We start from the raw sequence: 12950 nt of genomic DNA, 5'->3' as shown, positions 1-12950 counted from the left end.
AGCGAGTCACCCGCCGCCGAAGGCCCGCCCACAGACAGCGAGTCACCCGCCGCCGAAGGCCCGCCCACAGACAGCAGGGCACCCGACAACCGTGCCACGTCAGCCACCGGCCGCGACGAACCGCCCACCGACCGACGCAGCCCCTCGTACACCGCCCGAGTCACCCCTGCGGCGACGCCGAACGCCGCGAGGCGCCTCACACGTCCGCCCGGGCCGTCGCCAGCAGCTCCTCGGCGTGCGCCCTGGCCGTCTCGGAGTCCTCCTGGCCCGCGAGCATCCGGGACAGCTCCCGGACCCGCTCCTCGCCCTCCAGGACGGTGACACCGGACCGGGTCACGGAGCCGTCGTTGGTCTTCTCGACGAGCAGCTGCCGGTCGGCGAAGGCCGCGACCTGCGGCAGGTGGGTGACGACGACGACCTGCGCCGTCCTGGCGAGCTTGGCGAGCCGCCGCCCGATCTCCACGGCCGCCTTGCCGCCGACGCCCGCGTCGACCTCGTCGAAGAGGTACGTGGGGACGGGGTCGACCCCGGCGAAGACGACCTCCACGGCGAGCATCACACGGGACAGCTCACCACCGGACGCGCCCTTGGCGATGGGCCGCGGCGGCGCACCGGGGTGCGGGGCGAGCAGCAGCTCGACCTCGTCGGCCCCGGACGGCCCGTAGGCGACCCGACGGCCGCCGACCTCCACGCCCTCCTCGTCCTCGGTCTGGGCGATGGCGAAGGACACGCGCGCGTGCGGCATGGCCAGCGAGGCGAGCTCGGCGGTGACCGCCCCGGCGAACCGGTCGGCCGTCTCCGTGCGGGCGTCGGTGAGCCCCTGGGCGAGGACGGACAGCTCGTCGCGCAGCCGGTCGCGCTCGGCGGTCAGCTCCTCGACGCGGTCGTCGTCGCCGTCCAGCTCGCCGAGCCGGGCCGCGCTCTCCTCGGCCCAGGCGAGGACGGCGGTGATGTCCTGGCCGTACTTCCGGGTGAGCTGGGTGAGGGCGGCGCGCCGCTCCTCGACGGCGGCGAGCCGCAGCGGGTCGGCGTCCAGGTCGTCGGCGTATCCGGCGAGCTCCCCGGCCACATCGCCGAGCAGGATGGAGATCTCCCCCATCCGGTCGGCGAGCGAGGCGAGGGCCGCGTCGTGGGACCGCACGGCCTCCAGGGCCCGGCCCGCGCCCGCGACGAGGGTCGTCGCGTCGACGGCCTCGGGATCCTCCGGGTTGCCCGCGAGCGCGCCGTGCGCGAGCGCGGCGGCGGAGGCGAGGGCCTCGGCGTGCCCGAGCCGCTCCGCCTCGGCGGCGAGTTCGGTGTCCTCCCCCGCGCGCGGGGCGACGGCCTCGATCTCTCCCAGCCCGAAGCGCAGCAGATCGGCCTCCTGGGCCCGCTCCCGGGCCCGGGTGGTGATCTCCTCCAGCTCGACCGTGACGGCCCTCAGCCGCTTGTACGCCTCGCCGTAGGCGGCGAGGGGCACGGCGACGGCCTCGCCCGCGTACCGGTCGAGCGCGCCGCGCTGCCGGGCGGGCTTGAGCAGGCCCTGCTGGTCGGTCTGGCCGTGGACGGCCACGAGCTCGTCGGCGAGCTCGGCGAGCAGCCCGACGGGCACGGAGCGCCCGCCGAGGTGTGCGCGTGAGCGTCCTTCGGCCGAGATGGTGCGGCTGACGAGGAGCACTCCCTCGTCGAGCTCCGCCCCGGCCTCCTCCGCGCGGACGGCCGCGGGCGCGCCCGCGGGCACGCTGATCCGTCCTTCGACGACGGCCGAGGCCGCGCCGATCCGCACCAGGGCCGGGTCGGCCCGTCCACCGAGCAGCAAGCCCAGACTGGTCACGACCATGGTCTTGCCCGCACCGGTCTCACCGGTCACCGCGGTGAAGCCGGGCGACAGCTCGACCACCGCGTCGTCGATGACCCCGAGCGACCGTATCCGCATCTCCTCCAGCACGCCCCAGACCATACGAGGTTTCCCTGGTCCGATGCGACATCACCCCGGGCGTAACTCTCCGGCGCGCCGATCGTTCGGGACCACCGGAGGCGCGGGCGGAACGGACGATCAGTGCGGAGCGCCCCGCCAGCCCGACACCGGGAGGGCGAACTTGGCGACCAGCCGGTCCGTGAAGGAGGCGTGGTGCAGCCGGGCCAGCCGGACGGGCACGGCTCCCCGCCGCACCTCGACCCGCGCGCCCGCCGGCAGCTCCACGGTCCGCCGCCCGTCGCACCACAGCACGCCGTGCGGGGTGTGCGGCTCGACCTCGACGGTGAGCACCGACTCGGGGGTGGTGACGAGCGGCTTGGCGAAGAGCGCGTGGGCCCCGATGGGGACCATGAGCAGGGCCTCGACCTCCGGCCAGACGACCGGTCCGCCCGCCGAGAAGGCGTACGCGGTGGAGCCTGTCGGTGTCGCGCAGATCACCCCGTCGCAGCCGAAGCCGGTGACCGGGCGGCCGTCGATCGCGAGCACGACCTCCAGCATCCGCTCCGGGGAGACCTTCTGGACGGCCGCCTCGTTGAGCGCCCAGTCGCGGTGCAGGACGTCGCCGTTCTCGTACACGACGACGTCGAGCGTCATGCGCTCCTCGACCTCGTACGCCTTCGTCACGACCCGGTCGACGACCTTGTCGAGGTCGTCCCGCTCGGCCTCCGCGAGGAAGCCGACCCGGCCCAGGTTGACGCCGAGCATCGGCACCCCGGAGGCACGGGAGAACTCGGCGCCGCGCAGCAGCGTGCCGTCGCCCCCGAGGACGACGAGGAGTTCACAGCCGTCGAGGGCGTCCGAGCAGGCCTCCGGCACCTTCTCGACGGACGGCGGCAGCGGCAGGTCCGAGGCCTCGGCCTCCAGGACGCGGACGCCGATGCCGCAGCGCAGCAGCCCCAGGACGACCAGTTCGGCGCTGCGCACGGCGGCGGGCCTGCCCGTGTGCGCGAGCAGGAAGACGGTGCGTGATGTTCCCGATGGTGCTGCTGTCGAGCTCAACTAGGTCCCTCCGCCACGGCGCGGTCTACATCCGCCGGATCCAGCGCGGGCGCGCCTGCCCGCAGCCACAGAAAGTACTCGACGTTCCCGGAGGGGCCGGGCAGCGGGCTGGCGGTGACGCCGAGGACACCGAGTCCGAGCTCGGCGGCGCGCCGGGCGACGTTCTTCACCGCGTCGGCGCGGAGTTCGGGGCTCCGGACCACTCCGCCCGTCCCGAGCCGCTCCTTACCCACCTCGAACTGCGGTTTCACCATCAGGACGAGGTCCGCGTCGGGCGCCGTGCACGCTGCGAGGGCGGGCAGGACGAGGCCGAGCGGGATGAACGAGAGGTCGCCCACGACGAGATCGACCGGGACGCCGTCGATGGCGTCGAGTGTCAACTCGCGCACGTTCGTCCGGTCCTTCACGGTGACGCGCTCGTCGCTCTGCAGCGACCAGGCGAGCTGCCCGTAGCCGACGTCGACGGCGACGACATGGGCGGCGCCCGCGCGCAGCAGCACGTCGGTGAAGCCGCCGGTGGAGGCCCCGGCGTCCAGGGCGCGCCGGCCCTCGACGCGCAGGCCCTGCGGGACGAAGGCCTCGAAGGCCCCGGCGAGCTTGTGGCCGCCGCGCGAGACGTAGTCGGGATCGGAGTCGTCCTGGACGACGACGATGGCCGCGGCGGTCTCGACCTGGGTGGCGGGCTTGGTGGCGACGGTCTTGCCGACGGTCACCCGGCCCGCGGCGATCAGCTGGCTGGCGTGCTCGCGCGAGCGCGCGAGTTTGCGCCGTACCAGCTCGGCGTCGAGACGGCGGCGTGCCACTCCTGCCACGTTCGGTTCAGCTCCTGTTGTCGTGCGGACGGGGGGCGGGGTGCGCGTCGAGCGAGGTCAGCTCGGCGCGCAGTCCACGGTGTACATCCTCGTACACCTCCAGGTGTCCGTCCGCCGGGAGGTGGTCCACCTCGGCGAGACGCGCGAGGTGGGCGTCGACCTCGGCATGGCCGGTGAGCTCCCGGGCGACGCCGAGTGGCGCGGGCGCGGCGGGCTCGCGGTCCTCGGCCGCCCGCGCGGCTTCCGGCTCGTCGGCGGCCTGCGCGGGCTCTCGCTCGTCGGGCCCCGGCTCGGTCGTCGCGTCGCTCATCCCCCGACGCTATCGCGAAGCCCTGGGGTACGGTCGACGGCGATGGCGACGATCACTGAGTGCCGTGACGCACTGGACAGACTTTCCGACAGCTTCGCGCGGGCCGACGGCGACGTGCGGAGTGCGGCCGCGCTCGACCGCACCCTGAGCTGCCACATCACGGACCTCGACACGACCTTCACCGGCCGTCTCGCCGACGGCCGGATCGAGGTCGTGGACACGGTCCCGGGCCCTCCGCCGGCGAAGGCGCAGATCCGGCTCGCGATGACCGGCGACGACCTGGTGGCGATGGTGGGCGGCGAGCTGAACTTCGCGAAGGCCTGGGCCTCCGGCCGGGTCAGGCTGGAGGCCGGCTTCCGCGACCTGCTGAAACTGCGCACGCTGCTCTAGGGCCTGTCCGGCGGATCAGGGTCGGATACGCCGTGGCCTAGCCGACCCTGATCCGCCGGACAGGCCCTAGGGGGTATCGGGAAGTCCCGCCGGGCGACCCCGCGGGCAGACGGCACCTGCCAGGCGTCCTGCGGACAAGCGGCACCCGCCTGGCCCGCCCTGCGGGCGGACGGCGCTACGTTCGACACCGCCCTGGCGCCGCCACCGCACCCGCTCGGCGCTACTTCCGCAGGACGGACACCTGCTCGGCAGCGCCCTCGGCCGAGCCCTCGGTGACGCCCGCGGCCCGCCTGGCCCGCGCCTTGCGCCCGGCCGGTACGACGAGCGGGGTGCCGGTCTCCGGGTCCTCGATGACCTGGCAGCGCAGCCCGAAGACGCGCTCGACGAGCTCCGCGGTGACGACGTCGGCCGGCGGGCCCTCGGCGACGATCTCGCCGCCGCGGACGGCGATGAGGTGGGTCGCGTACCGGGCCGCGTGGTTGAGGTCGTGCAGGACGGCGACGAGCGTCCGGCCCTGCGTCTCGTGCAGCTCGGCGCAGAGGTCGAGGACGTCGATCTGGTGCTGGATGTCGAGGAAGGTCGTCGGCTCGTCGAGGAGCAGCAGCGGCGTCTGCTGGGCGAGCGCCATGGCGATCCAGACGCGCTGGCGCTGTCCGCCGGAGAGCTCGTCGACGTACCGCTCGGCCAGTTCGGCGACGCCGGTCGAGGCCATCGACTCCTGCACGATCCGCTCGTCCTCCGGCGACCACTGGCGCAGCAGCCCCTGGTGGGGGTAGCGGCCGCGCGCGACGAGGTCGGCGACGGTGATGCCGTCGGGCGCGATCGAGGACTGGGGCAGCAGGCCGAGGGTCTTGGCCACCTTCTTGGCGGGCAGCGAGTGGATCGAGGCCCCGTCGAGCAGGACCCGCCCTTCGGCGGGCTTCAGCATCCGGGAGAGGGCGCGCAGCAGCGTCGACTTGCCGCAGGCGTTGGGCCCGACGATGACGGTGAAGGAGTTGTCGGGGATCTCGACGGACAGCTCGCGGGCAATGACCCGCTGCTCGTACGCGAGGGTGACCGATTCCGCGCTCAGACGCTGCTTCTGCCGACCGGTCATCGCCGTACTCCTGTTGTCCTTGTTCGTGGTCATATCCGGCCCGCCTTGCGTTCGGTGACGAGCAGCCAGAGCAGGTAGCAGCCGCCGAGGATGCCGGTGACGACGCCGACGGGGAGCTGGCGCTCGCCGAAGGCGTTCGTGGCGACCCAGTCGGCGCTGAGCAGCAGCGCCGAGCCCATGAGGGCGGAGGCGGCGAGGTTGGGGCCGGGCGCACGGGTCAGTCGGCGGGCCAGCTGGGGTGCGCTCAGCGAGACGAAGACGATCGGCCCGGCGGCGGAGGTGGCGACGGCGACGAGCAGCACGGCCGAGGCCATGAGGACGATCCGGGTCCGCTCGACCTTCACCCCGAGGGCGTACGCGGCGTCGTCGCCCATCTCCAGCATGCGCAGGGCCCGGCCGTGGCCGAGGACGAGCGGCAGCAGGATGCAGCAGACGGCGAACAGCGGCCAGAACTGGGACCAGTCGCGTCCGTCGAGGGAGCCGGTCATCCACACGGTGGCGCGGGTCGCGTCCACCAGGTTCGCCTTGGTGATCAGGTAGTGGATGACGGAGGTGAGCATGGCGGCGGCGCCGATGCCGACGAGCACGAGCCGGTAGCCGTGCACGCCCTTCTTCCACGCGAGGAGGTAGATCGTCACACCGGTGACGAGCCCACCGACGACGGCCCCGCCGGCCGCGGCGGCGGCGCTGCCCTGGAAGAGGACGATGACGGTGAGCGCGCCGACGGTGGCGCCCTGGCCGAAGCCGATGACGTCGGGGCTGCCGAGCGGGTTGCGGGAGATCGACTGGAAGACGGCCCCGCCGACGGCGAGCGCCGCTCCGACGAAGACGGCGACGAGGACCCGCGGCAGCCGCAGGTCCATGACGGCGAACTCCTGGACGACGGTGCCCTCGCCGAGGAGCGTGTCGACGACCTCGCCGGGCGTCATGGGGAAGTCCCCGGTGCCGATGAGGACGACGGCGACGGCGACGGTGAGCACGAGCAGTCCGAGGACGGAGAGCGCGGCCCGGGGCTCGTACCGTACGGAGAGCCCGCCGCCTGCCCGCAGGGTCTTGGTGGTCACAGCTGGGCCATCCTCTTGCGGCGTACGAGTCGGATGAAGACGGGCCCGCCGATCAGGGCCGTCACGATGCCGACCTGGAGCTCGGAGGGCCGGGCCACGAGCCGCCCGACGACGTCGGAGCCGAGCAGCAGGACCGGCGCCAGGACGGCCGCGTACGGCAGGATCCAGCGCATGTCGGGCCCGGTGATCGCCCGCACCATGTACGGGACCATCAGCCCGAGGAACACGATGGGCCCGCAGGCCGCGGTGGCGGCACCGCACATCAGGGTGACGGCCACCATGGCGACGACCCGGGTCCGGTTGATGTTCGCGCCGAGGGCCCGGGCGGTGTCGTCGCCCATCTCCATGGCGTTCAGGGGCCGCGCGATGAGGAGCGCGAGCACGGCCCCGGTCAGGATGAAGGGGGCGACCTGACGGATCGTCGCCATGTCGGCGGAGGCGAGCGACCCGACGGTCCAGAACCGCAGCCGGTCGAGGGCGGCGGAGTTCAGCAACTGGACGGCGTTGACGTACCCGTAGAGCGCGGCGGTCGCGGCGGTGCCGGCGAGCGCCAGCCGCACGGGGGTGGCGCTGCGGCTGCCCCCGAGCAGATACACCACGACGGCGACGACGGCGGCGCCCACGAAGGCGAACCAGACGTACTCCTTGACGTCGGACACCCCGAGGAAGGCGATGGCCGAGACGACGGCCGCGGCGGCGCCCGCGTTCACCCCGAGCAGTCCGGGCTCGGCGAGCGGATTGCGGGTCAGCCCCTGCATCACGGCCCCGGACAGCCCGAGGGCGAGCCCGACGAGCAGCCCGAGGAGGGTCCGGGGGACGCGTACGTCATGGATGACGACGTCGTTGCCCACGCCGCTGTTCTCGAACAGCCCGTGCCACACGTCTCCGAGCGGCACCGGCTTGGCACCGATCATGATGCTCAGGACACAGACCAGCAGCAGGACGGCGACGGCCACCACCAACCCGACGGCACGGACGGAATTCCGGCGCGTCGGAGCCGGGGCGGCGGACGTCGACTCCGCGCTCGCTCGGGAAGGACTCTCAACCAACACGGAGTTAGGTTAGCCTACCCAATTTTCTCCCCCTCGCCGGAGCGGCACCCGCCCCGGCCGGCCCCGCCCGCGTCACCCCTCCGCTGTCCCCCCTCCGCTGTCACCACCCCAGCAAGGCCAGCGCCTTCCCCGCATCCGCCCCGCAGACCCCGTCCCCCGCGGCCGACCACGCGGCCCCGCACAGGGCCCGCACCCCGTCCATCACGTCCGCACCGGCGCCGGACTGCGCCTCCAGCACCAACTCGCCCGCGCTCACGGACGCCCGCCACGCCCCACAGGTGACGACTCCACCCGCCCCCTCGACGACCTCCGGCTGACCCACCAGCAGCCCGCGCAGATCCGCCGCCACATACGTCGGCCGGTGCTCCGGCACCGCCGTCAGCAACTGCGTCACATCCGTCACCCCGGTGAGGACCAACAGCGAGTCCACCCCGCCGTTGAACGCGCCCTCGATGTCCGTGTCCAGCCGGTCCCCCACCACCAGCGGCCGCGCGGCCCCCGTCCGCAGCACCGTCTCCCGGTGCATGGGCGGCAGCGGCTTCCCCGCGACCTTCGGCTCCGCACGACCTCCCGAAGCGATCCGCACGACCTCCACCGCGGCACCGTTCCCCGGCCCGATCCCCCGAGCCCCCGGAATCGTCAGGTCGGTGTTCGAGGCGTACCACGGCACCCCCCGCTGCACCGCGTACGCGGCCTCAGCGAACCGCCCCCACGGCAGGTCCGGCCCCCCGTACCCCTGGACGACCGCAGCGGGCTCGAAGTCCGCCGACTCCACCGGCACGAGCCCCCGCTCACGCAGCGCCACCCGGAGCCCCTCGCCCCCGACGACCAACACCCGCGACCCCGGCGGCACTTCCTCGGCGATCAGCCGCGCCACCGCCTGCGCCGAGGTGACGACATCCCCCGCAACCGCCGGCACACCCAGCTCGGTGAGGTGCGTCGCCACCTCCTCCGGCGTCCGCAGGGCGTTGTTGGTGACGTACGCCAGATGCATACCGCCCCCGCGCGCCGTCCCGAGCGCCTCGACGGCGTACGGGATGGCCTCCCCGCCCGCGTACACGACACCGTCCAGGTCGAGGAGCGCCGTGTCGTACGCCGCGCTCAACACCACCGCGCTGCTCCCCGGAAGCCTCCTGGCGCCACCGTCGTGCTGCCCCTGGCCGTTCCGCACCGTCACCGCTCACTCCTCGCCTCGCCGGGTGATTTTCCCCCACTCCCCCGATCATCGCTCATGCCCGCGCACACATACGATGTCGAGATGAACACCTCAGGTCACGCGGCCGACGCTGTCCGCGACGACGACGCAGGGCTGCGCCTGGCCCCGTTCCGCGGACTCCGTTACGTCCCCGAGCGGGTCGGCAGCCTGGCCGCCGTGACGTCCCCTCCCTACGACGTCGTCGTACGACCTGACGGACTCCTCCATCTGGAATCGGCCGACCCCCACAACATCGTCCGGCTGATCCTCCCGCAGGCCATCACCGCCGGCACCCGCCACCGCAAGGCCGCCGTCACCCTCGACCGCTGGCTGGCCGACGGCGTCCTCGCCCCGGACCCGGAACCCGCGCTCTACGTGTACGAGCAGAACGGCGACGGCATCCTCCAGCGCGGCATCATCGGCGCCCTGGAGCTCTCCACCCCGGACGAGGGCGTGGTCCTCCCGCACGAGGACGTCATGCCGCACGTGGTCGAGGACCGCGCCGCCCTCATGCGCACCACGGCCGCCAATCTGGAGCCCCTGCTCCTCACCTACGTCGGAGAGGACGACGGCGGCGCCGACGCCGTCATCGAGCGGGCCGTCCACCGCGAGCCCCTGCTCTCCACCACCACGGAGGACGGCTTCCACCACCGCCTCTGGGCCGTCACGGACCCGGCCGAGCAGGCCGCGGTCGCCGAGGACCTCCGCCGCCACCAGGCCCTCATCGCCGACGGCCACCACCGCTGGGCGACGTATCTGCGCCTGCGCGAGGAGCACACGGCACCCGGCCCCTGGAACTACGGCCTGGTCCTCCTCATCGACACCGCCCGCTACCCCCTGCGGGTCCGCGCCATCCACCGCCTCCTCAACCGCCTGCCGGTCGCCGACGCACTGGCGGCCCTCGGCGACTCCTTCCGGGTACGCCGGATCGAGCGCCCCCTGCCGGTGGCCCTGGAGGCCCTGGCCACCGCGGCGGCCGAGGGCAACGCGTTCCTCCTCGCGGGTGACGGAGCCTTCCACCTCCTGGACCAGCCGGACCAGGCCCTCCTGGAACGGACGATCCGCGCGGACCGCCCCGAGGCCTGGCGCACCCTGGACGCGACCGTCCTGCACTCCACCCTCCTGGAGCAGCTCTGGCACATCCCGGACGCGCCCGAGGACATCGCCTACATCCACGACACCGAGGCCGCGGTCGCCCAGGCGGAACGCCGAGGCGGTACGGCCGTCCTCATGCACCCGGTACGGGAGGAGGTCGTACGGGACCTCGCACGGCAGGGCGTCACGATGCCCCGCAAGTCGACCTCGTTCGGCCCGAAGCCCGCCACCGGCCTGGTCCTGAGAAGCCTCGCGCTGGACTGAGCCCGGAAACGCAGAAGGGCGGCACCCCCAGGGGTGCCGCCCTTCTCACGTGATCAGAGGATCAACGGTCGTCGCCGTCGACGTCCTCGACGTCCTCAGCACCGTCGATGTCGTCCTCGACATCCACGACGTCCTCGACATCCGAGTCGCCCTCTACGGCGTCCTCGGCGTCCTCGACATCCTCGTCGTCCGAGTCGTCGAAGGCGTCCACGAACTCGATGCCGTCCAGCTCGGCGAGCCGGTCCGAGGCGTCCGTGACGCCGTCCTTGTCGGCCTCCAGGGCCTTGGCGAACCAGTCCCGCGCCTCGCCCTCACGCTCGGCGGCGAGCAGCGCGTCGGCGTAGGCGTACCGCAGACGCGCGGTCCACGGGTGAACGGCGCCGGAAGCCAGCTCGGGGCTCTGCAGCGTCACGATGGCGGCATCCAGCTGGCCCAGGTCACGACGGGCGCCGGCGGCCACGAGCCGCATCTCGACCTGGCCGGCCCTGTCCAGCTTCTGCACCTCGGGCTCACCGGCCATCGCCAGCGCACGCTCGGGACGGCCCAGGCCACGCTCGCAGTCAGCCATGACGGGCCACAGCTCGACACCACCGCTCATGCGCCGAGCGGCGCGGAACTCGGCCAGCGCCTCGGAGTACTTCTGCGTGGCGTACGCGGCGAAGCCGGCGGCCTCGCGCACGGCCGCGACACGCGACGCGAGACGCAGGGCGACACGGGAGTACTCGTACGCCTTCTCCGGCTCGTCGTCGATCAGCTGGGCGACCATGACCAGGTTGCGCGAGACGTCCTCGGCGAGCCCCTTGGGCAGGCTCATGAGCTCCTGACGCACGTCGGCGTCGATCTCGTCACCGGTGACCTCCGGCGGGATCGGCAGCCGCTTGATCGGCGCACGGTCCCCACGGTCCCGGTCACGGTCGTCACGCGCCCCGTAGCCACCCCGGTCGTCCCGCCCACGGAACCCACCACGGTCGCCGTCACGCCGGTCGTCGCGACGGAAGCCGCCACCACGGTTGTCGTCCCGACGGTCGTCACGGCGGAAGCCGCCGCCACCACGGTTGTCATCACGCCGGAAGGGAGGCCGCTCGTCACGACGCTCGTCACGACGGAAGCCACCACCGCGGTTGTCGTCACGGCGGTCGTCACGCTGGAAGGAGGACGGCCGCTCATCGCGACGGAAGCCGCCACCACGGTTGTCATCGCGACGGTCGTCACGACGGAAGCCGCCGCCACCACGGTTGTCATCCCGACGGTCATCACGGCGGAAGCCGCCGCCACCACGGTTGTCGTCACGGCGGTCGTCACGCTGGAAGGAGGACGGCCGCTCGTCCCGACGGAAGCCGCCACCACGGTTGTCATCGCGACGGTCGTCACGACGGAAGCCGCCGCCACCACGGTTGTCGTCCCGACGGTCATCACGCTGGAAGGACGAAGGCCGCTCATCGCGACGGAAGCCGCCACCACGGTTGTCATCGCGACGGTCGTCACGACGGAAGCCGCCGCCACCACGGTTGTCATCCCGACGGTCATCACGCTGGAAGGACGAAGGCCGCTCGTCCCGACGGAACGAAGGCCGCTCATCCCGACGCTCATCGCGACGGAAGCCACCGCCACGGTTGTCGTCACGGCGGAAGCCACCACCGGAACCGCCGCCACGGTTGTCATCGCGACGGTCGTCACGGCGGAACCCACCGCCGGAGCCACCGCCACGGTTGTCATCACGGCGGAAGCCACCACCGGAACCGCCACCGCGGTTGTCATCACGACGGAAGCCACCACCGGAACCGCCGCCACGGTTGTCATCACGACGGTCATCACGGCGGAACCCACCACCGGAGCCACCGCCACGGTTGTCATCACGGCGGAAGCCACCACCGGAACCGCCACCGCGGTTGTCATCACGACGGAAGCCACCACCGGAACCGCCGCCACGGTTGTCATCACGACGGTCATCACGGCGGAACCCACCACCGGAGCCACCGCCACGGTTGTCGTCCCGACGGTCGTCACGGCGGAAGCCACCACCGGAGCCACCGCCACGGTTGTCATCACGACGGAAGCCACCACCGGAACCGCCGCCACGGTTGTCATCGCGACGGTCATCACGGCGGAACCCACCGCCGGAGCCACCGCCACGGTTGTCATCACGGCGGTCGCCACGGCGGTCATCGCGCTGGTACGAAGGCCGGTCGTCGCGACGGAAGCCGCCACCGCCGCCGCCCCGGTTGTCGTCACGGCGCGGCCCGCGGAAGCCGCCCCGGTCGCCACCGCCACCGTCGTTGCGACGCGGCTCGCGCTCCGGACGGCCGTCGGGAGAGTTGGTGGACATGTGGGTGACTCCTGTCTTCGGGTACTGCAGTCATTCTCGCGCAGCCGGCACTCAGCCGCGCATCGGGAAAATCAAGCAAAAACAAAAGGACCCCTGGTCCCAGCGTGAACGCTGGGACCAGGGGTCCTGAAATATTGTTCGGCGGCGTCCTACTCTCCCACAGGGTCCCCCCTGCAGTACCATCGGCGCTGAAAGGCTTAGCTTCCGGGTTCGGAATGTAACCGGGCGTTTCCCTAACGCTATGACCACCGAAACCCTATCGGTTTCGAGCGAACAAGCACACTCTGTAGTTATGTTCTAGCTCTAGAAACCAGCAACTGTTCGTTGCTTCAGAACTAACACAGTGGACGCGAGCAACTGAGGACAAGCCCTCGGCCTATTAGTACCGGT

At 72.5% G+C, this 12950-nt stretch carries 11 protein-coding genes and 1 rRNA gene; 2 read left to right on the top strand and 10 right to left on the bottom strand.

The window, feature by feature from the left end:
• Positions 1–196: 196 nt before the first annotated feature.
• The 4 genes from recN to IE124_RS21530 all read right to left on the bottom strand — a co-directional run bounded on the left by recN (position 197) and on the right by IE124_RS21530 (position 4078).
• Positions 197–1939: a DNA repair protein RecN gene (recN, locus tag IE124_RS21545; protein WP_189509538.1), complete on the bottom strand. Its 1743-nt coding sequence runs from the start codon at positions 1937–1939 to the stop codon at positions 197–199.
• A 96-nt stretch (positions 1940–2035) separates the two neighbouring features.
• Positions 2036–2956 carry an NAD kinase gene (locus tag IE124_RS21540; RefSeq protein WP_141297291.1) on the bottom strand — a complete coding sequence of 307 codons (921 nt, stop codon included), beginning with the start codon at positions 2954–2956 and terminating at the stop codon, positions 2036–2038.
• Positions 2953–3768 carry a TlyA family RNA methyltransferase gene (locus tag IE124_RS21535; protein ID WP_189509537.1) on the bottom strand — a complete coding sequence of 272 codons (816 nt, stop codon included), beginning with the start codon at positions 3766–3768 and terminating at the stop codon, positions 2953–2955. Before IE124_RS21535 ends, IE124_RS21540 begins: the two co-directional genes overlap by 4 nt.
• Before the next feature lie 7 nt (positions 3769–3775).
• Complete coding sequence (locus tag IE124_RS21530) at positions 3776–4078, bottom strand: hypothetical protein (RefSeq protein ID WP_189509536.1); 303 nt, start codon at positions 4076–4078, stop codon at positions 3776–3778.
• Between the two features lie 42 nt (positions 4079–4120).
• Here IE124_RS21530 and IE124_RS21525 point away from each other — a divergent pair, with 42 nt between their 5' ends.
• A complete protein-coding gene (locus tag IE124_RS21525) occupies positions 4121–4468 on the top strand; it encodes an SCP2 sterol-binding domain-containing protein (RefSeq protein WP_189509535.1) in 348 nt (115 codons plus the stop codon).
• Positions 4469–4688: 220 nt separating this feature from the next.
• Here IE124_RS21525 and IE124_RS21520 read toward each other — a convergent pair whose 3' ends face one another.
• From IE124_RS21520 to IE124_RS21505, 4 genes are all read right to left on the bottom strand, one after another.
• A complete protein-coding gene (locus IE124_RS21520) occupies positions 4689–5597 on the bottom strand; it encodes an ABC transporter ATP-binding protein (protein ID WP_229832668.1) in 909 nt (302 codons plus the stop codon).
• Positions 5594–6628: a FecCD family ABC transporter permease gene (locus IE124_RS21515; RefSeq protein WP_189509534.1), complete on the bottom strand. Its 1035-nt coding sequence runs from the start codon at positions 6626–6628 to the stop codon at positions 5594–5596. The genes IE124_RS21520 and IE124_RS21515 overlap by 4 nt, the downstream gene beginning before the upstream one ends.
• Positions 6625–7584 carry an iron chelate uptake ABC transporter family permease subunit gene (locus tag IE124_RS21510; protein ID WP_229832703.1) on the bottom strand — a complete coding sequence of 320 codons (960 nt, stop codon included), beginning with the start codon at positions 7582–7584 and terminating at the stop codon, positions 6625–6627. The genes IE124_RS21515 and IE124_RS21510 overlap by 4 nt, the downstream gene beginning before the upstream one ends.
• A 196-nt stretch (positions 7585–7780) precedes the next feature.
• A complete protein-coding gene (locus IE124_RS21505; RefSeq protein ID WP_370468799.1) occupies positions 7781–8851 on the bottom strand; it encodes an HAD hydrolase-like protein in 1071 nt (356 codons plus the stop codon).
• Between the two features lie 87 nt (positions 8852–8938).
• Here IE124_RS21505 and IE124_RS21500 point away from each other — a divergent pair, with 87 nt between their 5' ends.
• Positions 8939–10234, top strand: a complete 1296-nt coding sequence (locus IE124_RS21500; protein WP_189509531.1) for a DUF1015 domain-containing protein — start codon at positions 8939–8941, stop codon at positions 10232–10234.
• Positions 10235–10295: 61 nt separating this feature from the next.
• Here the strand turns inward: IE124_RS21500 and IE124_RS21495 are convergent, their stop codons facing one another.
• Positions 10296–11108, bottom strand: a complete 813-nt coding sequence (locus tag IE124_RS21495) for a hypothetical protein (protein ID WP_194541811.1) — start codon at positions 11106–11108, stop codon at positions 10296–10298.
• Between the two features lie 1588 nt (positions 11109–12696).
• Positions 12697–12813, bottom strand: a 5S ribosomal RNA gene (rrf, locus tag IE124_RS21485).
• Positions 12814–12950 lie beyond the last annotated feature (137 nt).

Source organism: Streptomyces narbonensis (assembly GCF_014649015.1).
GTDB lineage: Bacteria > Actinomycetota > Actinomycetes > Streptomycetales > Streptomycetaceae > Streptomyces > Streptomyces narbonensis.
This window is presented reverse-complemented; position numbering and strand designations above follow the sequence as displayed.

What these genes read in the sequence shown, in the direction of transcription:
- IE124_RS21530 (WP_189509536.1), bottom strand. Translation starts at nt 4,078, where the DNA reads ATGAGCGACGCGACGACCGAGCCGGGGCCCGACGAGCGAGAGCCCGCG.
- IE124_RS21500 (WP_189509531.1), top strand. Translation starts at nt 8,939, where the DNA reads ATGAACACCTCAGGTCACGCGGCCGACGCTGTCCGCGACGACGACGCA.
- IE124_RS21525 (WP_189509535.1), top strand. Translation starts at nt 4,121, where the DNA reads ATGGCGACGATCACTGAGTGCCGTGACGCACTGGACAGACTTTCCGAC.
- IE124_RS21520 (WP_229832668.1), bottom strand. Translation starts at nt 5,597, where the DNA reads ATGACCACGAACAAGGACAACAGGAGTACGGCGATGACCGGTCGGCAG.
- recN (WP_189509538.1), bottom strand. Translation starts at nt 1,939, where the DNA reads ATGGTCTGGGGCGTGCTGGAGGAGATGCGGATACGGTCGCTCGGGGTC.